We start from the raw sequence: 23,182 nt of genomic DNA, 5'->3' as shown, positions 1-23,182 counted from the left end.
CATGTTCGACTTCCCCGTCCTCATCGGCGATATCGGCGGCACCAACGCGCGCTTCGCGCTGGTGCCGCGGCCGGGAGCCGCGCCCCTGCCGCTCGATCACGTGCAGACCGGGGCCTTCCCGGACCCGAGCGCGGCGATCCGGCACGCCCTCGCCAAGGGCGGGGCGGCACCGCGCTCGGCGATCCTCGCCATCGCGGGGCGGGTCGACGGCCCGGCGGTGCCGCTCACCAACGCCGCCTGGGTGATCGAGGGCGAGCGGATCGGCCGCGATTTCGGCCTCGGCGCCTGCGTCCTCGTCAACGACTACGTGCCGGTCGCGGCCGGGGCCGCCGCGCTCGACCCGCTCGACGGCGACGGGGCCGCGCTCTCCGCGGTCGGGCCGGCCCTGGCACCGGGGCGCGGCAGCCGCCTCGTGCTCGGGCCGGGGACCGGCTTCGGCGCCGCCGCGCTCGTGCCTTTCGGCGAACAGCTGGCGATCGTGTCGACGGAGGCGGGCCACACCGATTTCGGCCCGAGCGACGCCGCCGAGGCGGCCCTCTGGCCGGCCCTGGAGCGGATCGAGGGGCGCATCACCGTCGAGGCGCTGCTCTCCGGCCCCGGCCTGTGCCGCCTCTACGCCGCCGTGAGCGGCGGGCGGGCGCTCGCCCCCGAGGCCGTGACCGCGCGCGGGCTGTCCGGCGAGGATCCGGCCGCCGCTGAGACCCTCGCGCTGTTCGCCAAGCTGCTCGGGCGGCTGTGCGGCGACCTCGCGCTCACCTTCCTGGCGACCGGGGGCGTCTATATCGGCGGGGGCATCGCGCCGCGCCTCCTGCCGGTGCTGCGGCGGGGCGCTTTCCGGCAGGCCTTCGTGCACAAGCCGCCCTTCGTGGCGATGATGGAGCGGATTCCGACCTGCGTGATCACGATCGCGGATCCGGCCTTCACCGGGCTGGCGGCGCTCGCCTCCAGGCCGGAGCGCTTCGCCTATGACGGGCAGGTCTGGCGGGCGCCCGCTCAGTAGCCCTTCCAGAGGCCCGGCGTCGCCAGCTCGACGAGGTGGCCGTCCGGGTCGCGGAAGTAGAGGCTGGTGCCGCCCCGCGGCCAGTGCGTCCGCCCCTCGACCGCGATGCCGGCCTCGGCGAGGTGGGCCTCCCAGGCGCCCAGGGCCTCGGCCGGGATCGCGAGGGCGAGGTGAAGCGGTCCCTGCCCGTCATGGGGCGGGATGGTGCCGCCGGGCGTCTCGATCGGGTGGAGGGAGCCCCCGCGGGGGAAGAGCAGCAGCACGCCCCGCCCGGCCACGTCGAAGGCCCGCATGCGGTGGTCGCTGTGGATGCAGGGCAGGCCCATCGGCCCGCCCCAGAAGGCGGCGGCCCGCTCCAGGTCGTCGACGTAGAGCACGGTCTCGAGGACGCCCGCGACCTCCGGCATCGTCCTTCCCTCCAGGGAGGCCGGAGGGAGGCTCCCTCCGGCCGGGATGCGGGGGCCGGGCCCCCGCACGTCACGCCGCGGCCGGGTTCACGGCCTCCTCGGCGAGTTCCGAGAGCACCTCGTCGGTGTTCTCCTCCTCGACCAGGGTCTCCTTGAGCAGGCTCTCGGCCTCGGCGAGGCCGAGCTGGCGCGCCCAGGCGATCAGGGTGCCGTAGCGGGTGATCTCGTAATGCTCCACGGCCTGGGCGGCGGCGATCAGGCCGGCATCGAGGGCGCCGCTGCCGCCGAATTCCTGCATCACCTCCTCGCCCTCGGCGATGATGCCCTGGATGGCCTTGCAGGTCACGCCCTCGGGCTTCTCGCCGAGGCTGCGGAAGACCTGGTCGAGGCGCTTCACCTGCTCGCGCGTCTCCTGGAGATGGACCCCGAAGGCCCCGCGCAGGGCGTCGGTCTGGGCCGCCTCGGCCATCTTCGGGAGCGCCTTCAGGATGGCGTTCTCGGCGAAGTAGGTGTCCTTGAGCTGGTGCAGGAACAGCGTCCTGAGGTCTTTCCCGGCCATCATGGTACTCCCGATCGGTATCACGCACCCCGAAAACCCAGGCCTGCCGCGATCGTTCCGGGCGCGGCGCCCGCCGCCGTCTTGACCGCGCCGCCGCGGCCGGGCGTCGTAGGGCGATCCCCCGCCGGTCCCGAGTGCCGCCATGCCGTCCTTGCCCGATCCCGAGACGATCCTGACCCTGCTGCGGCGGGCGACCGAGACGGTGCGCCACGCGACGGCGCGCGCGGAGGCGGCCGAGGCGCGGGCGCGGCGCATCGCCGGGCAGGTGCGGCCCCTGGTGGAGCGGGTGGAGAGGGTTCTGCGCGAGGCGGCCGACCGGGAGGCGGCGGCCCGGCGCGAGGCGGCGGAGGCGCGGGCGCGCTGCGGGGCTGCGGAGGCGCTGCTCGCCGCGGAGCGCGAGCGGGTGCGCCGGCTGGAGGCCCGCCTCGCGGAGTCGCAGGCGCGGATCGCCCGGGCGCGGCGGATCCTCGCGGAGGCGAGTTCGGGTCAGGAGGGGCCGGGCGTGTCGGCGCCGGGCGAGGCGGACGTCCGCGGCGTGCCGAACGGCTTTGCCGGCGATCCTGCCTCGCTGCACTGACCGCGCGCCCGGCCCGGGGCGACCGACAAGGAAGAAGCCCGGCCTGTGGGCCGGGCTTCGGGTTCGAACGGGGCAGGTTCGGCCGGGGCAGGTTCGGCTGGGGCAAGTCCGGCCGGGGCAAGTCCGGCCGGTGACCGAGCCGAGGCTCAGTAGGTGCCGAACTTGTAGTTCAGGCCGGCGCGCACCACCGCGAACTCGGTGTCGCGACGCACCAGGCCGCTGCCCGGGACCAGCACCACGCCGGGGCTGGTCACGGTGATCAGGGTGCCGGCGTTGTTGACCGCGAAGGCGCCGTTGAGGCCGTTGCCGCGGTCGAGGTTCACGTAGAGACCTTCGACCTTCAGGGTCACCGCGTTCGACTTGAAGAAGTTCAGGAACGAGTCGGTGGGCAGGGCGTACTCGACGCCGCCGCCGACCGTCCAGCCGGTCTGGAAGTCGTCGCGGTTGGGCAGGCCGAAGCTGGTGCCGCCGCCGCCGCCGTAGGCGAAGCCGCCGGTGGCGTAGACGAGGGTGCGGTCGAAGGCGTAGCCGAGCCGGCCGCGCACCGTGCCGAAGTAGTCCAGACCCGACAGGCCGTTCGGGTTGAAGACCTGCTGGGCGGCCAGCCCGGTCACCGCCGGGTTGTTGGTGACGAGGCTGAAGCGGTTCCGCTCACGGCCGAAATCGGCGTACTGGGCGTCCGCCTCGATGCCGATCACGACGCCGGCGCCCGGCGTGAACTGGTAGTTGTAGCCGACCTGACCGCCGCCGACGAAGCCGTCGTTGTTGTCGCGGTTGCGGAAGCCGAGGACCGCGGTCGTGCCGGGGGGCACGAGGCCGGTCGCGGCGTTCACGCCGATCAGGGTCGAGTTGTTGTTGTCGCTGGTGCCGAACCCGTAGCCAGCGTTGAAACCGGCGTAGAAGCCCGTCCAGGTGAAGACCGGCACCGGCGTGAAGACCGGCGGCGGCGCCGCGCGACGCGGCAGGTCAGCCGCCATGGCCGAGCCGGCAATAACAACACCCGCGAGGGCGGTGGCGCTCTTGAGAAGCGACTTCATGGTTCTGGTCCTCTCTACGATGCCCCGGCGCCGTTGCGGCCGCAGCCGAACGTTCTCCCGAAGCAGTGCCTCGACATATCCCGGCAGCCTTGTGAAAGCTGTGTCCTGGCGACAACGCTGGTGAGGTTCACCGCGGCCTTGTCGGCGTTTCGCCGCCCGGACTCCCTTGGCTCCTTACCCCGACAACGCGCCCGTATGGCCAAGGTTCACGCGCCCACAAAAATTTTTCGCTGCGCCTAGACCCGAATGCTTCCCGCCGGCGGAATGCCCGCTATGGCACCAGCGCAATGGCCGAGACGAGGCGGCCGTAATCGGGCTCGGCCCGGTGCGTGGTGCGCCGGTAGCTGAAGAACCGGTCCGGATCCGCGTAGGTGCAGAGGCCGAGATCGGCCACGGTGCCGATCCCGGCGGCGCGCAGGCGCGCGGCGATGTAGGCGGGCAGGTCGAAGAGGTGGTGGCCGGCGCGGCCCGGGCTCGGGGCGAAGAAATCCGCGTGGGCGGGCCCGGCCTGCGCGAAGCGGGCGTGGAATTCCGGGCCGACCTCGTAATTCTCGCGGCCGATCGTGGGGCCGAGCACCGCGACGATGCGGCCGCGCTCGGCGCCGAGGCGCTCCATGGCGGCGAGCGTCGCCTCGATGATCCCCGTGAAGGCGCCCTTCCAGCCCGCATGGGCGGCGCCGACGACGCGGTTCTCGGGATCGGCGAACAGGATCGGCCCGCAATCCGCCGTGAGGATGCCCAGCGCGAGGCCCGGGACCCGGGTCGCCATGCCGTCCGCCCGCGGGCGGTCGGGGAAGGGGGCCTCCACGGTGACGCATTCGGCCGAGTGGATCTGGTAGAGGCTGACCAGGGCGTCCGGCGCGACGCCGAGGCGCTCGGTCATCCGGCGCCGGTTCTCGGCGACCGCGCCCGGGTCGTCGCCCGAGCCGAGCCCGCCGTTCAGGCTGGCGTAGAGCCCGCCCGAGACCCCGCCCTCGCGCGTGAAGAAGCCGTGGCGGAGACCGGGGAGCGCGCTCAGCGCGGGAGCTTCCAGGAGCATGGCGACGCCTCTCGGGCCTGGGCACCATCCGCCGCGACGCGCACCGGTGCGGTGGCAGGGATGATGCGGAAACGAGGATCGAAGCAGGAGAGCAGCACGCGCTCCTGCTCAACGGGACAGGGTCGAGCGGGGCAGGGCGGGCAGGCCCGCCATCCCCGCATCAGAGACGCCCAAAACCTTGAAGAGCCGACCCATCCCGGTCGGCGCGGGATCGGTCAGCCGCGCCGCGGCCTCGGCGACGGCCCGCGCCTGATCGGGCGTCGCGCGGGCGGCGAGGCGCTCGGCCCGCTGGGCGAGGCCGAGGGCGAGGAGGAAGTCGCGCTGGGGCACCGGGCCGTGCAGCGCGGCGCCCGCCTCCCGGGCGGCGCGGGCGAGGGCGCCGAAATCGACCGGCACGGTCAGGTCGGTCTCGCCGGGCGCGTCGAGGATCCCGACCGCGCGGTGGCGGGAGACCGCCTGCAGGGTGTCGGTGAGGCCGAGCGTCGCCTCGCCGTAATCGATGGCGAGCAGCGCGCCCCCCTGGCGGGCGAGCCGGCCCGCGATCGCCCGCATGGCGGCGAGCGCCGCGGAGGGGAGGGTCAGCACCGCGCCCTCGGGCGCGGCGGCGGCGATCTCCGGCGTCGGGTCGGGGTCGAGCCCCACGACGAGGCCCCCGCCCTCCGGGTCGAGGCCGATCCGGCGCTCGTGCCACGCGCCGGCGCCGCGCGCGAACTGGCGCACCGGCAGCGCGTCGAAGAACTCGTTGGCGAGGACGATTGCGGGGCCCTCCGGCACGTCCTCGATCCGCGCGTGCCACGCGGCCTCCCGGCCGATCGCGGCGAGGCGCGCCGCCTGCGCGGCCCGCAGGACCGGGCTCGTCTCGACGAGGTGGAGATCGAGGGCCTCGGCGAAGGGCGGCAGCGCCGCGCGGATCGCCCGCAGCGCGTCGGCGATCAGCGTGCCGCGTCCGGGGCCGAGTTCCACCACGCGGCAGGGCGAGGGCCGGCCCATCCCGTGCCAGACCTCCGCCGCCCACAGGCCGAGGAGCTCGCCGAAGATCTGGCTGATCTCCGGGGCGGTGGTGAAGTCGCCGGCCGCGCCGAGCGGGTCCCGGGTCGTGTAGTAGCCGTGGAGCGGGTGGCCGAGGCAGAGCGCCATGTAGCGCTCGACCGGGATCGGGCCGTTCTGGGCGATCAGCGCCCGCAATTCCGCGAGGAGCGGGGTCCCGCTCACGCGGACCGCGCCTCGGCGGGCTCGTCGGCGAGGTGCGCGCGCGGGGCCGTCGCGCCCCGCAGGGCCCGCACCACCACGACGATCCCGATGATCAGCATCGGGATGCAGAGCAGCATCCCCATGGTGATGCCACCCCCGAGGGCCGAGACCTCGGTCCCGAACAGGAAGCCGAGCTGCGGGTCGGGCTCGCGGAAGAACTCGCAGGCCGTCCGGGCGAGCGCGTAGCCGATGACGAAGAGGCCGCCGAGCAGGCCCGGGCGGCGGAAGCCGACGCGCCGCACCGCCAGCGCCATCAGCGCGAAGAGCAGGAGGCCCTCGGCCCCGGCCTCGTAGAGCTGGCTCGGGTGGCGCGGCAGCGGCCCGCCGCTCGGGAACACCACCGCGTAGGGGAAGTCGGGCGCGGGCCGGCCCCAGAGCTCGCCGTTCACGAAATTGGCGATGCGGCCGAAGAACAGGCCGATCGGCACCACCACGGCGGCGAGGTCGAGGATCGCGTAGGCGCTCAGCGCCCGCGCCCGGGCGAAGAGGACGATGGCGAGGACCGCGCCCAGGAAGCCGCCGTGGAACGACATCCCGCCGCGCCAGATCGCCAGGATCTCGGACGGGTGGGCCAGATAGGCGCCGAGATTGTAGAACAGCACGTAGCCGATCCGCCCGCCGAGCACGACGCCGAGCGCCACCCAGACGATCAGGTCGTCGATGTCGGCGCCGCTGGGGCGGCGCACCGGCCCCCAGAGCGCGGCGGCCGCGACCAGCCTCTTGGCGTAGAACCAGCCGCCGAGCAGGCCCGCGATGTAGGCGAGCGCGTACCACTTGATCGCGATCGGCCCGATCGCGATGGCGACCGGGTTGATCGCCGGGAAGGGAATGGCGAGGAGCGGCGGCATCGGGCCGGAGAGGTGAACCGGGCCGGGCGCCGCGTCAACCCGCAACGCCGCCGCGGCGAACGCCAACGCGGCGAACGCCGCCGCGGCGGCTTCGCGCTCCGGGCGCTCAGGCCGGCCCCGGCGCCTCGGCGGCGGCATTGCCGTCGAGGAAGAGCCGGTAGGCCGGGTTGTCGCTCTCGTCGTGGAACGGGTAGCCGAGCTCGTCGAGCGCCTCGAGGAAGCGCGGCCTGTCCGCCTCCGGCACCTGGATCCCGGCCAGCACCCGCCCGTAATCGGCGCCGTGGTTGCGGTAGTGGAACAGGGAGATGTTCCAGGCGTGGCCGAGGCTGTCGAGGAACCTGAGCAGGGCGCCCGGCCGCTCCGGGAACTCGAAGCGGAACAGGCGCTCGTCGGCGAGGCCCGGCACCCGGCCGCCCACCATGTAGCGGACGTGCACCTTGGCCATCTCGTTGTCGCTGAGATCGAGGATCGGGTAGCCGAGCGCCGTGAGGCCCTCGATCAGCGCCCGCTTCTCGCCCGGCTGGCCCTGCAGCTGCACGCCGACGAAGATGTGCGCGTCCGCCCCCTCCGCGTAGCGGTAGTTGAACTCGGTGATCGCCCGCGCGCCGAGCGCCTGGATGAAGGCCCGGTAGCTGCCGCGCCGCTCCGGGATGGTGACGGCGAGCAGCACCTCCCGGCGCTCGCCGAGTTCGGCCCGCTCGGCGATGTGGCGCAGGCGGTCGAAGTTCAGGTTCGCGCCGCTGTTGACGGCGACGAGCGCGCCGCCGCCGGTCCCGTGCTCCGCCGCCCAGGCCTTGAGGCCCGCCACCGCGAGCGCCCCCGAGGGCTCGCAGATGGCGCGGGTGTCGTCGAACACGTCCTTGACCGCCGCGCAGATCGCGTCGGTGTCGACGGTCACGACCCCGTCGAGATGCTCGCGGCAGAGCCGGAAGGTCTCGGCCCCCGCCTGGCGCACCGCGACGCCGTCCGCGAACAGGCCGACCGCGTTGAGCACCACCCGCTCCCCCGCCGCGAGGGCGGCGGCCATGCTGGCCGCGTCCTCCGGCTCGACGCCGATGACCTTGGTCTCGGGGCGCAGGAACTTGACCACCGTGGCGATCCCGGCCGCGAGCCCGCCGCCGCCGACCGGCACGAAGATCGCCGCGATCGGCCCCGAATGCTGCTGCAGGATCTCCAGGCCGATCGTGCCCTGGCCGGCGATCACCTCGGGATCGTCGTAGGGGTGGATGAAGGTCAGGCCCCGGTCCGCCTCCAGCGTCTTGGCATGCGCGTAGGCCTCGTCGAAGGCGTCGCCGTGCAGCACGGCGTGGCCGCCGCGCGCCCGCACCGCCTCGACCTTGATGGCCGGGGTCGTGCGCGGCATCACGATCGTGGCCGCGACGCCGAGCTTGGCGGCGGCGAGCGCCACCCCCTGCGCGTGGTTGCCGGCCGAGGCGCAGATCACCCCGCGGTCGAGGACCTCGCGCGGCAGGCCCGCCATCTTGTTGTAGGCGCCCCGCAGCTTGAAGGAGAAGACCGGCTGCAGGTCCTCGCGCTTGAGCAGGACCGGCGCCCCGAGGCGCCCGGCGAGGCGCTGCATCGGATCGAGCGGGCTCTTGATCGCCACGTCGTAGACGCGGGCGGTGAGGATCTTCCTGATGTAGTCGTGCACGGGGCGCGGTCCGGATGGCGGGAGGGCTGGCGCCTTCCGCAGAGGCGGCCCCATAGCGGGTTTCGGCCCGCGATGCGAGCGCGGCCGTGGCGGATCAGGCGACGGCGCGCGAGCTCCACTTGGCCGAGATCCACTTGGCCACGAGCGGCCCCGTGATGATCACGACGAGGAGTCGCAGCGTCTGCACGGCGAGGACGAAGGAGACGTCCGCCTTCGAGCCGACCGCGATGATGGCGACGGAATCGAGCCCGCCCGGGCTGGTGGCCAGGAAGGCGGTCAGCAGGTCGATCGGGAGCAGGAAGGTCAGGCCGAAGGCCCAGAGCCCGCAGAGCGCGATCAGCCCGAGCGTCGCCGCGAGCACGCCCGGCAGCGCCGAGACCGTCGCCCGCACGGTGGCGCGGGTGAAGCGCAGGCCCACCGTCCAGCCCACCGCCGCGTAGGCGAGGGCGAGCAGCCAGTCGGGCAGGCTCATGCTGGCGAGCCCGCCGGCGTGGAGCGTCGCCCCGATCACCAGGGGGCCGATCATCGCGCCGGAGGGGATGTTGAGGCGCCGCCCCAGCCAGGAGCCGAGCGCCGCCACGGCGAGCGTCACCAGGACGGCGAGGGGCTCCGGCGCCCCGACCGGTTCCGGCAGGGCGGCGGGCGCGGCGTGGCCGACGAGGAACCGCGCCACGATCGAGGCCGAGAGGGCCACGCAGGCGACGCGCACGTACTGCATGAAGGCGACGAGGCGCGGATCGGCCCCGTACTCCTCGGCCATCGCCACCATGGCGGCGGCGGCGCCCGGCGAGGAGCCCCAGGCGGCCGTGGTGCCGGGCAGGAGCCGAATCCGGGTGAGGACCCAGCCCACCGCCGCGCTCGCCAGCACGGTGACGCCGACGACGGCGAGCATCAGGAGCCCGTCCGCCATCAGGGTCTGCACGATCGAGGCGTTGACCGCGTGGGCCACGAGGCAGCCGATCAGCGCCTGCGCGGCCAGGAAGGCGGCCTTCGGCACCCGGATGGCGGCGCCCGAGACGCCGAAGCCGATCGCGGCGAGCATCGGCCCGAGGAGCAGGGCCGCCGGGAAGCCCGCCGCCGACAGCAGCGCCGAGAGGGCCGCCGAGGCGGCGACGAGTCCGACCCATTGCGGAGCCGCGACGGCGGTGGAGCGGCGGAGGTCGAGATCGGCGGGCTTCATCGAAGGCTTCGGTTGCGCGGCCGCGCGCCGCGCGGGCGAATGCGTTAGGGCGTGTGACGGGCCTCGCTAGCCGCGAATCGTGGCCCTGTCATGCCGGGGCGAGCCGCTCCGGCCGATCGCAAGGAAGGGTTGCGGCGGGCGCATGGGCCCGGAAGAACCCGGCGAGGCGCGCGAGACCCTCGCCGCGCGGGTCGCTCGCCCGCCAGGCGAGGGCGATCACCCGCGAGGGACCCTCCTCGCCGAAGCGGCGGCAGACCGTGAGGCCGCTCGGATCCGGTCCGCTGGGCGCGGCGAGGGCGGGAAGCAGCGTGTAGCCGCCCCCGGCCGCCACCATCGAGCGCAGGGTCTCCAGGCTGGTGGCGTGGCGCCCGGCGGAGGGCCCGGCCCCGCAGGCCGCCACGGTCTGGTCGCGCAGGCAATTGCCCTCGTCGAGGAGGAGCAGGTCCGGCCCGGCGAGGTCGGCGGCCTTCGGCGGATCCCCTGCCGCGAAGGCGTGGTCGGCCGGGCAGGCGAGCAGGAACGGCTCGCGGAACAGCGGCGCCACGGTGAGCCCGGCCTCGGCAATCGGCAGGGAGATCAGGGCCGCGTCGAGCCGCCCCTCGCGCAGGCCCTCCAGGATCCCGGCCGTGCGCCCCTCGCTCAGCGCCAGGGCGAGGAGCGGGAAGTCCTGCCGCAGCGGGCGCAGCACCAGCGGGAACAGGTAGGGGCCGAGGGTCTGGATCGCCGCCAGCACGAGACGGCCCGACAGGGGCGCGCCGCCTCCCTCGCGGGCGAGCAGGAGCAGGCGGCGCGCCTCCGCCAGCACCGCCCGGGCCTGGCGCACCACGGCTTGGCCGGTGGGGGTGAGCAGCACGCGGCGGTTGGTGCGCTCGAAGATCACGACGCCGAGCGCCTGTTCGAGCTTGCGCACCTGCACGCTCAGGGTCGGCTGGCTCACCGCGCAGCGCTCGGCCGCGCGGCCGAAATGGTGTTCCTCAGCGACCGCGACGACGTATTCGAGGTCGCGGAGGGACAGGCCGGCGAGATTCATAGGCTGTGTCTATCGCAAGCTTCGCAACGATGCATTGGCCGGCAGGTCACGCGGGGGTCATAAGGGCGAGCGAGAACGGTTCCAAGGGTGGTTGGGTCCACGCGTGGTTGGGGCGAGCGCCCGGCGACCCTATGTCTGACGTCCTCGCGCGGTGGTGGTGCCCCGGGCACCCCGCGCCGCGCTGTTCGATGCGAGAGGAGGCTCCATGAGCGATCAACGCCCGATCCTGACGACCCGCCAGGGTCACCCGGTCCGCGACAACCAGAGCCTGCGCACGGTCGGCGAGCGGGGACCCGCGACCCTCGAGAACTACCAGTTCATCGAGAAGATCACGCATTTCGACCGCGAGCGGATCCCCGAGCGGGTCGTGCATGCCCGGGGCGCCGGCGCCCACGGCTACTTCGAGGCCTACGGCAAGATCGGCGACGAGCCGGCCTCCAAGTACACCCGCGCCCGCGTCCTCAACGAGACCGGCGTGAAGACCCCGGTCTTCGTGCGCTTCTCGACCGTGGCCGGCGCCAAGGAGAGCCCCGAGACCGAGCGCGATCCGCGCGGCTTCGCGGTGAAGTTCAAGACCCTGGACGGCAACTGGGACCTCGTCGGCAACAATCTCAAGGTCTTCTTCATCCGGGACGCCGTGAAGTTCCCGGACATGATCCACGCCTTCAAGCCCGATCCGGTGACGAACCGCCAGGAGGCGTGGCGCTTCTTCGACTTCGTGGCGCAGCACCCCGAGTCGATCCACATGGTGACCTGGCTGAAGTCGCCCTGGGGCATCCCCGCGAATTACCGCGAGATGGAGGGCTCCGGCGTCAACACCTACAAGCTGGTGAACGACCGGGGCGAGGCGGTCCTCTGCAAGTTCCACTGGATCCCCAAGCAGGGCGTGCGCAACCTGACCTCGGCCCAGGCCTCCGCGATCCAGGCGAAGGACGTCGGTCACGCCACCCGCGACCTCTACGACAACATCCAGGCCGGCAACTTCCCCGAATGGGAATTCGCCGTGCAGATCATGCCGGACGGGCCCAACGAGCAGCTCTCGTTCGATCCGCTCGACGACACGAAGCGCTGGCCCGAGGACCAGTTCCCGCTGCTCACGTGCGGGCGGATGGTGCTCGACCGGGTGCCGGACAACTTCTTCGCCGAGGTCGAGCAGGCGGCCTTCGGGACGGGCGTGCTGGTCGACGGCATCGACTTCTCGGACGACAAGATGCTGCAGGGCCGGACCCTGTCCTACTCGGACACGCAGCGCTACCGCGTCGGCCCGAACTACCTGCAGCTGCCGATCAACGCGCCGCATCCCGACGTGAAGGTGTTCTCGAACCAGCGCGACGGCCAGATGACCTACGCGGTCGACGGCACCGGGCCGAACAAGCACATCAACTACGAGCCGAGCACGCTGGCCGAGGGCGTTCGCGAGGCGCCGAAGCCCGCCAGGGACTACCACCAGCCGGTGACCGGCCATCTCGGCCGCTACCAGACGAGCCGGACCGAGGACGACTACGCCCAGGCCGGGGCGCGCTACCGCTCCTTCGAGGCGTGGGAGCGCGAGGACCTGATCGCCAACCTCGTGGCCGACATGAAGCAGTGCCCCGAGCCGATCCAGCTGCGGATGGTCTGGCACTTCTGGCACGCGGACGAGGATTACGGCCGGCGCGTGGCCGAGGGGGCCGGCATCGACCTCGAGAAGGCCAAGGCCCTGCCGCCGCTTCCGGGCCGCGCCGCCCCTCACAAGCGGCTCGCGACCGAGACCTACACGGACGGCTCGCCGTCGCACAAGGTCGCGGCCGAGTAACCCGGCGCCCCGCGCCGCTCAGCATCATTCCGCCGGCCGGTCCCGGCCGGTGCCGACGCGGTCACCGATTCGGCGGCGAACCGAAGGACCGCGTCGGCGAGACATGATGCGACACCAAGGGACCAACCAGACTTGCCCGATGCAATTCCGCTGAGGGCCCGCCCGGACGCACCCCGTCCGGGCGGGTTTCCGTTCGGCGCGGACCGGTCAGCGATGCGTCTCGGGCGGCCCGAACGACATCGGGATCTGGCCCTCGATCAGGGCGATGGCGGAGAGGGTGAGGCCGAGTGCCGCGGCGTACAGGAGGGGAAAGACGTCGCGGTGGCCGGACCCCGTCGCCATGACCAGCCCGGCGAAGGGGATGCTCTGCAGGGCGAGCGCGGCGGCGATGCTCATCGGAACCTCCTCTGTGCGGGACGACGGACGTGGTTGCGCTTTCGGCTTGCGTGGCGGTGGTGGTCGAGGCGGGGACGAGCCTCCCGCCAGGGAGCGCCCGACCGAACGGACGGGGCCGCCCCGGGGCGGCCCGCACGATAGACCCCTCGGAGGCCGCCCCGGACGTCCGGGGCGGCGCGGGCCTCAATGGGCGGCCTCGGGCAGCACGACCCCGTTGGCGGCGTGGTGGCGCCTGAGCATCGGGCGCAGCACCGCGAGCGCCAGCGTCGCGGCGATCAGGTCCAGGATCGCCACTGTGTACAGCACCGTCGCCCAGGTCCCGGTCGCCTGCATCAGCAGGTTGCCCACCGGCACCAGCAGCGCGGCCAGACCCTTGGCGCAGTACAGCACCCCGTAGATCTTCCCGATGTGCTTCGACCCGAACGTGTCCGCCGCCGTCGCGCTGAACAGGCTGTAGACCTCCCCCCAGGCCAGGAACACGATCCCGCTCAGGATCACGAACGCCCACGGGTTCGAGCCGAAATACCCCAGCGCCACGATGCCGAGCCCCTCCAGCGAGAACGCGATGAACATCGTCTTCTCGCGCCCGATCCGGTCCGAGATCCAGCCGAAGAACGGCCGCGAGATCCCGTTCATGATCCGGTCCAGCATCAGCGCGAAGGGCAGCGCCGCCATGGTCACGAAGTACAGGTTGACCTGGAAGTTCTTGACGCCGAGATCCTGCGCGATCACCCCGAGCTGGGCCACCGCCATCAGCCCGCCGGTCACCGTGCAGGTGAACATCAGCAGCATCACCCAGAACACCGGGGTGCGCAGGGCCTCCGGCAGGGTGTAGTCGCGCCGGCTCTGCAGCACGCTCGCCGAGTAGGTGACCTCGCTCCGGCCCGGGGCGCGCAGGCCGACCGAGGCCAGGATGATCAGGGCGCCCTGGATCAGGCCGAAGACGAAGAAGGCCTGCTGGAAGCCGCCCTCGGCGATCATGCTGGCGATGGGCAGGATGGTGAGGGCCGAGCCGGCGCCGTAGCCGCCCGCGGTGAGGCCGACGGCCAGGCCGCGCCGGTCGGGGAACCACTTGAGGGCGTTGGCGATGCAGGTGGCGTAGACGCAGCCGACGCCGATGCCGCCGACCACGGCGCCGAGGTAGTAGCCGCTGAGGGACGTGGCGTAGGAGTTGATGATCCAGGCCAGGCCGGTGAAGAGGCCGCCGGCCATGACGACGCGGCTGGGCCCGTAGCGGTCGATGAAGTGGCCCTCGACCGGGGTGAGCCAGGTCTGGGTGACCACGAAGAGGGTGAAGGCGACCTGGATGGCGGCGCGGTCCCAGCCGAAGGTCTTCTGGATCTCGGGGACGAACAGGGTCCAGGCGTACTGGATGTTGGCGGCGGCGACCATGCAGATCACCCCGAGGGTCAGCTGGAGCCAGCGGCCCGCGATCGCGGGGGCCTGGGCCCGGGTGGCGGCAACGGACGTCATGGGGCGGAGTCCTCCCTCCTGTGTCGGGCGCCCCGGTTCCGGGCGGCGCGCGACGGTCATTGGCGTGTGAGGTGTCGGGCGCGGGCCCGAATCGGGCCGCGCGACGGCCCGCGCGGCCCCGGCCGGCGGCCGGGGCGCGTGTCGCGCTGAGCCAGATCTCGGTGAGCCAGGTCTCGGTGAGCCAAGTCTCGGTGAATCACGGCTCGGCGAACCGCGTCTCGGCGAGCGATGGCGCGGCGAGTGGAGGCGGGGCGGGGCCCGCGCCGGACTCAGTCGGGCGGCAGGTCGGGGGCGGCGCATGGGTCGTTCCTCAGTTCTTCGTTGTGTTGGCCGTCGATCCCGGTGCGGCGGAACCTTGCCCCACCGCGCGCCGTCGGGCCGACGGCGACGCGGAACTGGGATGGTTGCTTCTAAGGTCGACTGTATACCAATAACAATGTGCTCACGCCTTCCCGGCTTTGTCAACGTCGCCCGCGAGACGGGTGCGAAGGGTTGCTGCGTGAGCGCGCATCAAATCTTGATCGTGGCCCGGGATTACTGAAGCAGCGAGTTCGTTGCGCGCCGTCATCGGGATTAAGCGGGCGCCGCGCGCGTGGGGCAGCGCTGCCCCCTCGCGGCGGTCGGCTCCGCCGCGCGCGGGCGCATGTCCGAGGAGGTCGCCGCCGATGCGCAAGCAAGTGGCTCAGCAGGATTGCTCCGTGCGATCCTGCCTGGACTGGGTGGACCGAATCGGGAGGACAGGATGCGGGGCCGGATCGACGGCGGCTCGCCCTTCGAGAAGGCCTACGGCTATTCCCGCGCCGTGGTCGAGGGCGGCTTCGTGTTCGTGTCGGGGACGACGGGCTACGACTACGCCGCCATGACCATGCCGGAGGACGCCGCCGCGCAGGCCGAGGCCTGCTGGCGCACGATCGCGGCGGTGCTGGAGCAGGCCGGCGCCTCCCTGGAACGGGTGGTGCGGGCGACCTACTACGTCACCGACCGGGCCGAGGCCGAGGCGGTGCTGGCGGTGTGCGGACGGGTGATGGGCGCGGTGCGGCCCGCCGCGACGCTGGTCGTGGTGGCGGGCCTGCTGCGGCCGGAGATGAAGGTCGAGATCGAGGTGACGGCGCTGCTCCCCTGAGCGGTCGCCCCGCCGCCCCGGCCGATCCGCCCGTCGCCGCCCCCCCGGCGGCGCCGGAGGGGCAGTCCGGCGGCGCGTCGTCGCAGCCCGATGGCGCCGCCGCGGGCGACCGCGACCCGCCGGATCAGGCCGCCCGGGCCTCCGCGCGGCCGTAGAAGCGCTCGCCCGTCTCCGCCATGGCGAGCAGGTTCGCCGGGGGCGCGAAGCGGGCGCCGTGCTTGGCCTCGAGGCGGCGGCACAGCTCCACGAAGCGGCGGGCGCCCATGCCGTCGATGTAGGAGAGCACCCCGCCCGTGAAGGGCGCGAAGCCGAAGCCGAGGATCGAGCCGACATCCGCCTCGCGGGGATCCGTCACCACGCCCTCGCCGTAGACCCGGGCCGCCTCGACCGCCTGGGCGACGAGGAGCCGGTGCTTCAGTTCCTGGAAGTCGACCGCGTCGGGATCCTGGCGCGTCCCGGCGAGCGCCGCGAGGCCCGGCCAGAGCCGCTTCGGCCCGTTCTCCGGGTAATCGTAGAAGCCCTTGCGGTTCTTGCGCCCGAGCCGTCCCTCGCCCTCGACGAGGGCGACGAGCAGGCGCTCCTGGAGCGGGTTCACGGCGCCCTCGCCGGCCTGGGCCTTGGTGGCCTTCAGGATCTTGAGGCCGAGATCGACGCCGACCTCGTCATTGAGGGAGAGGGGACCGACCGGCATGCCGGCCTGCCGCCCGGCATTCTCGATCATGGCGGCCGGCACCCCCTCGGCGAGCATCAGGTGGCCTTCGAGGATGTAGGCGCCCACGCAGCGGTTGGCGAAGAAGCCGCGCGCGTCGTTGACCACGATCGGCGTCTTGCGGATCGCCCGCACGTAGTCGAGGGCGGCGGCGAGCGCCCGCTCGCCGCTCTGCCGCCCCTTGATGATCTCGACCAGCAGCATCTTCTCGACCGGCGAGAAGAAGTGGATGCCGATGAACTGGTCGGGCCGGGCGGAGCCGTCGGCGAGGCCGCTGATCGGCAGCGTCGAGGTGTTGGAGGCGAAGATCGTCTCGGGGCGGATCGACGCCTCGACCTTGGCGATGACCTCGGCCTTGACCTTCGGGTCCTCGAACACCGCCTCGATCACGAGGTCGCAGTCGGACAGGGCGGCGTAGTCGGCGGTGGCGGTGATGCGGGCGAGCAGCGCGTCGCGGTCGGCGGTCTTGGCGCGGCCCTTCATGATCTGGTCGGAGACGAGCTTGTGCGAGTAGGCCTTGCCCTTCTCGGCCGCCTCCGCGCTCTGGTCGATCAGCACGACCTCGATCCCGGCCTGCGCCGTCACGTAGGCGATGCCCGCGCCCATGAAGCCCGCGCCGACGACCCCGACCCGCTTGAGGCTGACCGGGCCGATCGCGGCCGGGCGCCGGGCGCCCTTGTTGAGCTCGCCCATCGAGACGAAGAGCGAGCGGATCATCGCCGCGGCTTCCGGCGAGCGCAGGATCTTGGCGAAGTAGCGGCTCTCGACCTTGAGCGCGAGGTCCATCGGCAGCTGCAGGCCCTCGTAGACCGATTGCAGGATCGCCTTCGCGGCCGGGTAATTGTCGTGGGTCTCGCGGCGGTAGATGGCGTTGGCGGGCGGCCAGGTCATCATCCCGGCCGGCGAGTAGACCTTGCCGGAGGGGGCCTTGAACTTCGGCTGGTCCCAGGGGGCGAGCGCCGCGCCGCCGCCCCGGATCCAGGCCTTGGCCTCCGCGACGACGGAATCGCGCTTGGCCACCGCGTGGACGAGGCCCATGTTGCGGGCCATGAGCGGCCGGATCTGGTCGCCCTTGAACAGCATCTGCAGGGCGTCGCCGGTCTGCATCAGGCGGGCGACGCGCTGAGTGCCGCCGGCCCCGGGGAACAGCCCGACCTTGATCTCCGGCAGGCCGACCCGGGTCTTGTCGTCGTCCGAGACGACGCGGTGATGGCAGGCGAGCGCGAGCTCGAAGGCGCCGCCCAGGCAGGTGCCGTGGATCGCCGCCGCGAAGGGCTTCCCGCAGGTCTCGAGCTTCCGGTAGAGCAGCGAGAGGCGGCGGGTCTCCTCGAAGAAGAAGCGCATCGCCTCCTCCTCGCCGCGCTCCCGGCTGAGCCGGGCGTATTCGGCGCCCAGCCCCTGCAGCATCGTGAGGTCGGCCCCGCCCGAGAAGGCCTCCTTGCCCGAGGTGATGACGCAGCCCTTGACGGCGGCGTCGCCCGCGACCGCGTCGATGATCCGGTCGAGTTCGGCCATCACCTCGGGGGTGATCACGTTCATGGAGCGGCCGGGGCTGTCCCAGGTCGCGAGCGCGATGCCGTCTTGATCGGTCTCGAAGCGGAAATGCGTGAGGTCCATCGGGGCGTCCTCTTCTCGGGATCCCGGGTGCGGCCTCCCGCGGCGGCGGGCCGCGGGAGGCGCCCCGGTCAGGGCTTCTGCGGGGCCGGGCCGGCGCCCGGCTGCGGCTGCTGCGTCGACAGGGTCGCGAGCGTCAGCATGTTCATCATCCGGGTCACCGCATCCTTGGTGATGCTGGAGACCAGGGAGTTCGGGTCGGCGTTGAGGGCCTGGAACTTCTGGTAGGTCGGGTCGTCGTAGATCCTGGTCAGCTGCTTCAGCTCGTCGTCGCCGAACTTCTGGGCGTATTCCTTGGCGAGGTCGTCGACGAGCTTGGCGCGCTCCTGCTCGAAGCCCTTGTCGAGTTCGGGCCGGAGCTTGTCGGCCTGCTCCTTGCTGAGCGAGGCGAGCGAGCGCTCCTCGGCCTGCTTGAAGGCGAGGCCGAGATTCCGCGCCACCGTCCGCTCGACGATGCTGCGGGCGAGGTCGGTGCGCTCCTCGGCGCGGGCCGCCGGGGCCGCGAGGGCGAGGGCGAGGGCGAGGAGCGGGAGGGTTCGGGTCATGAGCGTTTCCTGATGAGGCGCCTTGAGGCCGGGGACCGAAGGCCCGGCCGCGGCGCCAGCGTCAAGCACCCCCTTGGGACACGATGCCGTGTCCGGCACCCGGCGCTGGGCAGAACGGCACGGCGCGAGTCGGCTCGGTCTCCCGGTCTCCCATCGCGTTCGCCGCCGAACCGGCCATCGCTGCGGCGAATGACGCTCAGACCCGCTCGATGATCGTGGCGGTGCCCATGCCGGCGCCGATGCAGAGCGTCACCAGGGCGGTCGCCTTGCCGGTCCGCTCCAGTTCGTCCAGCACGGTGCCGAGGATCATGGCGCCGGTCGCCCCGAGCGGGTGGCCCATCGCGATGGCGCCGCCGTTGACGTTGACCTTGTCCGGGTCGAGGTCGAAGGCCTGCTGGAAGCGCAGCACCACCGAGGCGAAGGCCTCGTTGATCTCGACGAGGTCGATGTCGTCGAGGCTCATCCGGGCGCGCGCCAGCACCTTGCGGGTCACGTCGATCGGGCCGGTGAGCATCAGCGCCGGGTCCGACCCGATATTGGCGAAGGCCCGGATCCGGGCCCGGGGGGTGAGGCCCGCGGCCGCGCCGGCCTCCTTCGAGCCGACCAGCACCGCGGCGGCGCCGTCGACGATGCCGGAGGAATTGCCCGGGTGGTGGACGTGGTTCAGGGCCTCGACGTCGGGATGGGCCGCGACCGCCACCGCCTCGAAGCCGCCCATCTGCGCCATCTGGGCGAAGGAGGGCTTGAGCGCCCCGAGCGTCTGCATGTCGGTGCCCGGCCGCATGTGCTCGTCGCGGTCGAGGATGGTCAGGCCGTTGACGTCCCTGACCGGCACCACGGCCTTGGCGAAGCGGCCCTCCTCCCAGGAGCGGGCGGCGCGCCGCTGCGATTCCACCGCGTAGGCGTCGCAGGCGTCGCGGGAGAAGCCGTACTTGGTGGCGATCAGGTCGGCCGAGACGCCCTGGGGCATGAAGTAGGACTTGACGGCGATCGAGGGATCGACCGGCCAGGCGCCGCCCGAGGCGCCGAGGCCGATGCGGCTCATCGACTCGACCCCGCCGCCGACCGCGAGGTCGTGCTGGCCGCTCATCACCTGGGCGGCGGCGAAGTTCACCGCGTCGAGGCCCGAGGCGCAGAAGCGGTTGATCTGCACGCCCGGCACCTGCTCGCCGTAATCGGCGACGAGGGCGGCCGCGCGGGCGATGTCGCCGCCCGCCTCGCCGACCGGGTCGACGCAGCCGAGCACCACGTCGTCCACCGCGGCCCTGTCGAGGCCGTTGCGGTCCTTGAGGGCGCGCAACGCCGTCTCGGCGAGGCGCAGCGCCGTCACCTCGTGGAGCGCGCCGTCGGGCTTGCCGCGGCCGCGCGGCGTGCGGACATGGTCGTAGATGTAGGCGTCGGGCATGGGGCTTCTTCCGAGTGGGGGCTTCTTCCCAGGATGGCGCGGGCCGTCCGGGGCGGGCCGGGCGGCGGGGGAGATCGGCGGGCCGGGGCGGCCCGGATCAGGCGCGGTCGGCCTCGCCCCGCGCCCCGGGGGCGGCGCGGCGGCGGGCGAGGGCGCCGAACCCGGCGGCGGCCGTGCGCGTCGGGCCGTCGCGCCGCGTCCCGAGACCGTCCGAGCGGATCGCCCGCCCAGGCTCCGGCACGCGGGTCCCGGGTTCGGGCGTCGCGGCGCGCCGGGCCGCCGGCAGCCTAGAACATCTCCGCCGGCACCGCCATGACGGCCTCGGCGCCGGCCGAGATGCGGGCGAGCCGCGTGGCGGTCTCGGGCAGGAGGCGCTCCATGTAGAAGCGGCCGGTCGCGAGCTTGGCGTCCATGCGCGTCCCGACGCCGTTGCCCTCCCGCTTGCGGGCGGCGGCCGCCTTGGCGATGCGCGCCCACATGTAGCCGAGGGCGACGAGCCCCATCAGGTGCATGTAGTCGGTGGCGGCGGCGCCCGCGTTGTCGGGCTTGGCCATGGCGTTCTGCATCAGCCACATCGTCGCCTTCTGGAGGTCGCCGAGGGCCTTGGCGAGGGGCGCCGTGTAGGTCTTCAGGGTCTCGTCGGCGCCGTTCTCCTTGCAGAAGCCCTCGACCTCCTGGAGGAAGCGCATCATCGCGCGGCCGCCGTCGCGCGGCAGCTTGCGGCCGACGAGGTCCATGGCCTGGATGCCGTTGGCGCCCTCGTAGATCTGGGCGATGCGGGCGTCGCGCACGAATTGCGACATGCCCCATTCCTCGATGTAGCCGTGCCCGCCGAACATCTGCTGGGCATCGACCGCGTTGGCGAAGCCCCGGTCGGTCAGCACGCCCTTCACCACCGGCGTCATCAGGCCCATGTGGTCGTCGGCGGCCTGCCGCTCGGCGGCGTCGCCCGAGCGGTGCGCCACGTCCGCCTGCAGGGCGGTCCAGAGCACCAGGGCCCGGCCCGCCTCGTTGAAGGCCCGGATCGACAGCAGGGTGCGGCGCACGTCCGGGTGGACGATGATCGGGTCGGCGGGCTTGTCCGGGGCCTTGGCGCCGGTGAGGGCGCGGCCCTGGAGCCGCTCCTTGGCGTAGGCGACGGCGTTCTGGTAGGCGACCTCGGACAGGGCGAGGCCCTGGATGCCGACCGCGAGCCGGGCCTCGTTCATCATCACGAACATGGCGTTGAGGCCGCGATTGGCCTCGCCGACCAGCCAGCCCTTGGCGCCGTCGTAGTTCATCACGCAGGTGGCGTTGGCGTGGATGCCCATCTTGTGCTCGATCGAGCCGCAGGACACGCCGTTGCGCGCGCCGAGCGAGCCGTCCCCGTTCACCAGCAGCTTGGGCACCACGAAGAGCGAGATGCCCTTGGTGCCGGCCGGCGCGCCCTCGATGCGGGCGAGGACGAGGTGGATGATGTTCTCCGAGAGGTCGTGCTCGCCGGCCGAGATGAAGATCTTGGTGCCGGTGAGGCTGTAGGAGCCGTCGGGGTTCGGCACCGCGCGGGTCTTGAGCAGGCCGAGATCCGTGCCGCAATGCGGCTCGGTCAGGTTCATGGTCCCGGTCCAGGACCCCTCGATCATCCGGGGCAGGTAGGTCCGCTTCTGCGCGTCGGTGCCGTGGACGAGCAGGGCCGCCATCGCGCCCTGGGTCAGGCCCGGATACATCCCGAAGGCGATGTTGGCCGAGGAGATGAATTCCTGGACCACGCTGTTGAGGGTCGCGGGCAGGCCCTGGCCGCCGTACTCGGACGGCATCGAGAGCCCGTTCCAGCCCCCGCCCGCATAGGCTTCGTAGGCCTCCTTGAAGCCCTTGGGCGTCGTCACGCGGCCGTCCGGGTGGCGGGTGCAGCCCTCGGCATCGCCCGGGAGGTTGAGGGGGGCCAGCACCTCCTCGCAGAGCTTCGCGCCCTCGTTGAGGATCGCCTCCACCACGTCCGGCGTCGCGTCCGAGAAACCCGGCAGGTTGCTGTAGCGCTCGAACCCGAACACGTCGTTGAGGAGGAACAGGACGTCCTCCACGGGCGCCTTGTAGCTCGGCATGGACCCTCTCCCGCGATCCCCCGCGGCTGTCCCGCCGCAAGATAGTTCACATGTAAACTATCTCGGCGCGGAACGGAAGGGGGAGGGGCGGAGGATTGCGGCGGCGCCTGGATGCGCCCGCTCCGCGCAGGCCCGCCTCCGGGCGGCGCCCCGCACCCCGCGCCGCGCGGGCGAGCGATGAGCGCGGGGCCCCGCGACGCCGTCGCCGAGGCCGCGCGCGGGCCGCAGCGCTTGATCGCAGCCGGCCGATGCCGCATCCGGGCGAGCCCCTTCGCCCGGACGGGGTCCGCGACGGGACGCGCGACGGTCGTCCCTCTCCGGTGCCGGCAGCCATGACGCGCCGTTCCGCCTCCGCGCAGCTGATGCCCCTCGACGAGGCGCGGGCCCTCCTGCTCGCCGGCCTCGCGCCGGTGCCGCCCGAGGCCGTGCCGGTCCACGACGCCGTCGGAGCCCCGCTCGCCCGCGACCTCCCGGCGCCGGAGGGCCGCCCCGCGCGCCGCCTCGCCCTGCGCGACGGCTACGCGGTCGAGGCGGCCGCGATCACCGGCGCCGCGCCCCAGGCCCCGGTGCGGCTCCCGCGCGGCCTCGCCTGGATCGAGGCCGGCGAGATCCTGCCGGAGGGGAGCGACACGGTCCTGCCGCCCGAATCCGTCCTGGAGGGCGAGGCCGTGGCGGACGCGGCCCCGGGCGAGGGCGCGCGCCCCGCCGGGGGAGACATCCCGGCCGGCCATCTGCTGGGACGGGCGGGCGAGCGCGCGACCGCGCTGCAGGCGCTCGCCCTGGCCTCGGCCGGCTTCGCCGAGGTGCCCGTGCGCCGCCCGGCCGTCCTCCTCCTGGTCACCGGGGCGGAGACGCCCGACCTGCTCTCGCCCCTCCTCGCCTCCCTCCTCGCCCGCGAGGGCGCCCGGGTGGTTCGCGCCGCGCGCCTGCCGGACGACCCGGGCGCGGTGGCGGCGGCGCTGACGGACAGCGCCGCGGCGGCGCTGCCGGAGGGCGCCGCGGCGACCTTCCTCGTCGGCGGCAGCGGCCCCGGCCGGAGCGACCGCAGCGCCGAGGGGCTGGCGCGGGCGGGCGCCGTCGCGGCGCACGGGATCGCCCTGCGGCCGGGCGAGACGGCCGGGTTCGGCGCGGTCGCCGGCCGGCCCGTCCTGCTGCTGCCGGGCCGGCCGGAGGCCGCGCTGGCGCTCCACCTCGCCCTCGGCCGGCCCCTCCTCGCGGCCCTGGCCGGGACGGTCCCGCCCGCCCCCGCCCCCGCGCCGCTCCGCCGCAAGATCGCCTCCGCGATCGGGCTGTCCGAGGTGGTGTTCGTGCGGCGATCCGCCGAGGGTGCCGAACCGCTCGGCGGCGCCGATATCCCCCTCGCCCGCCTCGCGCGGGCGGACGGTGCCGTGCTGGTGCCGCCCGCGCGGGAGGGCTATGCCAAGGACACGGTCGTCGAGGTCCTGCCCCTGTGAGTGACGCG

21 protein-coding genes are annotated in these 23,182 nt (G+C 73.3%); 5 read left to right on the top strand and 16 right to left on the bottom strand.

Annotated features, from left to right (window positions below; genetic code table 11):
- Window position 1 precedes the first annotated feature (1 nt).
- On the top strand, window positions 2–1,000 hold the full coding sequence (locus QA634_RS16710; protein WP_012333101.1) for a glucokinase: 999 nt from the start codon (window positions 2–4) through the stop codon (window positions 998–1,000).
- On the opposite strand, the gene QA634_RS16705 is transcribed toward QA634_RS16710, so the two are convergent.
- Window positions 994–1,407: a VOC family protein gene (locus QA634_RS16705; protein ID WP_012333100.1), complete on the bottom strand. Its 414-nt coding sequence runs from the start codon at window positions 1,405–1,407 to the stop codon at window positions 994–996. The two genes, QA634_RS16710 and QA634_RS16705, sit on opposite strands and share 7 nt — an antisense overlap.
- A gap of 70 nt (window positions 1,408–1,477) precedes the next feature.
- Window positions 1,478–1,969, bottom strand: coding sequence for a YciE/YciF ferroxidase family protein (locus QA634_RS16700; RefSeq protein WP_012333099.1), 492 nt, complete (start codon window positions 1,967–1,969; stop codon window positions 1,478–1,480).
- Window positions 1,970–2,108: 139 nt separating this feature from the next.
- On the opposite strand from QA634_RS16700, the gene QA634_RS16695 reads away from it, so the two are divergent.
- Entirely contained in the window at window positions 2,109–2,543 is a 435-nt protein-coding gene (locus QA634_RS16695) for a hypothetical protein (RefSeq protein ID WP_012333098.1), read from the top strand.
- Window positions 2,544–2,689: 146 nt separating this feature from the next.
- On the opposite strand, the gene QA634_RS16690 is transcribed toward QA634_RS16695, so the two are convergent.
- From QA634_RS16690 to QA634_RS16660, 7 genes are all read right to left on the bottom strand, one after another.
- Window positions 2,690–3,580: an outer membrane protein gene (locus QA634_RS16690; protein ID WP_012333097.1), complete on the bottom strand. Its 891-nt coding sequence runs from the start codon at window positions 3,578–3,580 to the stop codon at window positions 2,690–2,692.
- A gap of 271 nt (window positions 3,581–3,851) precedes the next feature.
- Window positions 3,852–4,619: a peptidoglycan editing factor PgeF gene (gene pgeF / locus QA634_RS16685; RefSeq protein ID WP_012333096.1), complete on the bottom strand. Its 768-nt coding sequence runs from the start codon at window positions 4,617–4,619 to the stop codon at window positions 3,852–3,854.
- Between the two features lie 108 nt (window positions 4,620–4,727).
- Entirely contained in the window at window positions 4,728–5,831 is a 1,104-nt protein-coding gene (locus tag QA634_RS16680; RefSeq protein WP_012333095.1) for a class I SAM-dependent methyltransferase, read from the bottom strand.
- A complete protein-coding gene (gene lgt, locus QA634_RS16675; protein WP_012333094.1) occupies window positions 5,828–6,718 on the bottom strand; it encodes a prolipoprotein diacylglyceryl transferase in 891 nt (296 codons plus the stop codon). Before lgt ends, QA634_RS16680 begins: the two co-directional genes overlap by 4 nt.
- Before the next feature lie 106 nt (window positions 6,719–6,824).
- Window positions 6,825–8,369 carry a threonine ammonia-lyase, biosynthetic gene (gene ilvA, locus QA634_RS16670; RefSeq protein WP_012333093.1) on the bottom strand — a complete coding sequence of 515 codons (1,545 nt, stop codon included), beginning with the start codon at window positions 8,367–8,369 and terminating at the stop codon, window positions 6,825–6,827.
- 94 nt (window positions 8,370–8,463) lie between these two features.
- Window positions 8,464–9,549 (bottom strand): AbrB family transcriptional regulator, encoded by a 1,086-nt coding sequence (locus QA634_RS16665; protein ID WP_012333092.1) that lies wholly within the window; start codon window positions 9,547–9,549, stop codon window positions 8,464–8,466.
- An 88-nt stretch (window positions 9,550–9,637) separates the two neighbouring features.
- On the bottom strand, window positions 9,638–10,579 hold the full coding sequence (locus QA634_RS16660; RefSeq protein WP_012333091.1) for a LysR substrate-binding domain-containing protein: 942 nt from the start codon (window positions 10,577–10,579) through the stop codon (window positions 9,638–9,640).
- A 205-nt stretch (window positions 10,580–10,784) separates the two neighbouring features.
- Between QA634_RS16660 and QA634_RS16655 the strand changes: the two genes are divergently transcribed.
- The gene (locus tag QA634_RS16655; protein ID WP_012333090.1) at window positions 10,785–12,374 is read left to right on the top strand and encodes a catalase; all 1,590 of its coding nucleotides are present in this window, start codon (window positions 10,785–10,787) and stop codon (window positions 12,372–12,374) included.
- A gap of 207 nt (window positions 12,375–12,581) precedes the next feature.
- On the opposite strand, the gene QA634_RS16650 is transcribed toward QA634_RS16655, so the two are convergent.
- Both QA634_RS16650 and oxlT read right to left on the bottom strand, forming a co-directional pair.
- Window positions 12,582–12,770, bottom strand: a complete 189-nt coding sequence (locus tag QA634_RS16650) for a hypothetical protein (RefSeq protein ID WP_012333089.1) — start codon at window positions 12,768–12,770, stop codon at window positions 12,582–12,584.
- Window positions 12,771–12,953: 183 nt separating this feature from the next.
- A complete protein-coding gene (gene oxlT / locus QA634_RS16645; RefSeq protein ID WP_026190573.1) occupies window positions 12,954–14,162 on the bottom strand; it encodes an oxalate/formate MFS antiporter in 1,209 nt (402 codons plus the stop codon).
- A gap of 823 nt (window positions 14,163–14,985) precedes the next feature.
- Here oxlT and QA634_RS16640 point away from each other — a divergent pair.
- A complete protein-coding gene (locus QA634_RS16640; RefSeq protein ID WP_012333087.1) occupies window positions 14,986–15,366 on the top strand; it encodes a RidA family protein in 381 nt (126 codons plus the stop codon).
- Window positions 15,367–15,490: 124 nt separating this feature from the next.
- Here QA634_RS16640 and QA634_RS16635 read toward each other — a convergent pair whose 3' ends face one another.
- The 5 genes from QA634_RS16635 to QA634_RS16615 all read right to left on the bottom strand — a co-directional run bounded on the left by QA634_RS16635 (window position 15,491) and on the right by QA634_RS16615 (window position 21,720).
- Window positions 15,491–17,692, bottom strand: coding sequence for a 3-hydroxyacyl-CoA dehydrogenase NAD-binding domain-containing protein (locus QA634_RS16635; protein WP_012333086.1), 2,202 nt, complete (start codon window positions 17,690–17,692; stop codon window positions 15,491–15,493).
- Window positions 17,693–17,760: 68 nt separating this feature from the next.
- Window positions 17,761–18,234: a hypothetical protein gene (locus tag QA634_RS16630; RefSeq protein ID WP_012333085.1), complete on the bottom strand. Its 474-nt coding sequence runs from the start codon at window positions 18,232–18,234 to the stop codon at window positions 17,761–17,763.
- A 196-nt stretch (window positions 18,235–18,430) separates the two neighbouring features.
- A complete protein-coding gene (locus tag QA634_RS16625; protein WP_012333084.1) occupies window positions 18,431–19,639 on the bottom strand; it encodes an acetyl-CoA C-acetyltransferase in 1,209 nt (402 codons plus the stop codon).
- A 97-nt stretch (window positions 19,640–19,736) separates the two neighbouring features.
- Window positions 19,737–19,880, bottom strand: a complete 144-nt coding sequence (locus tag QA634_RS16620; RefSeq protein ID WP_168169159.1) for a hypothetical protein — start codon at window positions 19,878–19,880, stop codon at window positions 19,737–19,739.
- Between the two features lie 46 nt (window positions 19,881–19,926).
- On the bottom strand, window positions 19,927–21,720 hold the full coding sequence (locus QA634_RS16615) for an acyl-CoA dehydrogenase C-terminal domain-containing protein (RefSeq protein ID WP_012333083.1): 1,794 nt from the start codon (window positions 21,718–21,720) through the stop codon (window positions 19,927–19,929).
- 332 nt (window positions 21,721–22,052) lie between these two features.
- Between QA634_RS16615 and QA634_RS16610 the strand changes: the two genes are divergently transcribed.
- Window positions 22,053–23,174, top strand: a complete 1,122-nt coding sequence (locus tag QA634_RS16610) for a molybdopterin-binding protein (protein WP_012333082.1) — start codon at window positions 22,053–22,055, stop codon at window positions 23,172–23,174.
- Window positions 23,175–23,182 lie beyond the last annotated feature (8 nt).

The sequence above is a fragment of the Methylobacterium sp. CB376 genome (genome assembly GCF_029714205.1).
In the GTDB taxonomy this organism is placed as follows: domain Bacteria; phylum Pseudomonadota; class Alphaproteobacteria; order Rhizobiales; family Beijerinckiaceae; genus Methylobacterium.
The sequence above is the reverse complement of the archived record's forward strand: the minus strand, read 5'-3'. Positions and strand labels throughout refer to the sequence as shown.

Excerpts from the sequence above, each read along its gene's own strand:
- QA634_RS16625 (WP_012333084.1), bottom strand. The coding sequence starts at position 19,639 with ATGCCCGACGCCTACATCTACGACCATGTCCGCACGCCGCGCGGCCGC.
- QA634_RS16655 (WP_012333090.1), top strand. The coding sequence starts at position 10,785 with ATGAGCGATCAACGCCCGATCCTGACGACCCGCCAGGGTCACCCGGTC.
- QA634_RS16630 (WP_012333085.1), bottom strand. The coding sequence starts at position 18,234 with ATGACCCGAACCCTCCCGCTCCTCGCCCTCGCCCTCGCCCTCGCGGCC.
- QA634_RS16700 (WP_012333099.1), bottom strand. The coding sequence starts at position 1,969 with ATGATGGCCGGGAAAGACCTCAGGACGCTGTTCCTGCACCAGCTCAAG.
- QA634_RS16610 (WP_012333082.1), top strand. The coding sequence starts at position 22,053 with ATGACGCGCCGTTCCGCCTCCGCGCAGCTGATGCCCCTCGACGAGGCG.
- QA634_RS16710 (WP_012333101.1), top strand. The coding sequence starts at position 2 with ATGTTCGACTTCCCCGTCCTCATCGGCGATATCGGCGGCACCAACGCG.
- QA634_RS16615 (WP_012333083.1), bottom strand. The coding sequence starts at position 21,720 with ATGCCGAGCTACAAGGCGCCCGTGGAGGACGTCCTGTTCCTCCTCAAC.
- lgt (WP_012333094.1), bottom strand. The coding sequence starts at position 6,718 with ATGCCGCCGCTCCTCGCCATTCCCTTCCCGGCGATCAACCCGGTCGCC.
- QA634_RS16650 (WP_012333089.1), bottom strand. The coding sequence starts at position 12,770 with ATGAGCATCGCCGCCGCGCTCGCCCTGCAGAGCATCCCCTTCGCCGGG.
- QA634_RS16690 (WP_012333097.1), bottom strand. The coding sequence starts at position 3,580 with ATGAAGTCGCTTCTCAAGAGCGCCACCGCCCTCGCGGGTGTTGTTATT.
- QA634_RS16665 (WP_012333092.1), bottom strand. The coding sequence starts at position 9,549 with ATGAAGCCCGCCGATCTCGACCTCCGCCGCTCCACCGCCGTCGCGGCT.
- QA634_RS16695 (WP_012333098.1), top strand. The coding sequence starts at position 2,109 with ATGCCGTCCTTGCCCGATCCCGAGACGATCCTGACCCTGCTGCGGCGG.
- oxlT (WP_026190573.1), bottom strand. The coding sequence starts at position 14,162 with ATGGTCGCCGCCGCCAACATCCAGTACGCCTGGACCCTGTTCGTCCCC.
- QA634_RS16705 (WP_012333100.1), bottom strand. The coding sequence starts at position 1,407 with ATGCCGGAGGTCGCGGGCGTCCTCGAGACCGTGCTCTACGTCGACGAC.
- QA634_RS16640 (WP_012333087.1), top strand. The coding sequence starts at position 14,986 with ATGCGGGGCCGGATCGACGGCGGCTCGCCCTTCGAGAAGGCCTACGGC.
- pgeF (WP_012333096.1), bottom strand. The coding sequence starts at position 4,619 with ATGCTCCTGGAAGCTCCCGCGCTGAGCGCGCTCCCCGGTCTCCGCCAC.
- QA634_RS16660 (WP_012333091.1), bottom strand. The coding sequence starts at position 10,579 with ATGAATCTCGCCGGCCTGTCCCTCCGCGACCTCGAATACGTCGTCGCG.
- QA634_RS16635 (WP_012333086.1), bottom strand. The coding sequence starts at position 17,692 with ATGGACCTCACGCATTTCCGCTTCGAGACCGATCAAGACGGCATCGCG.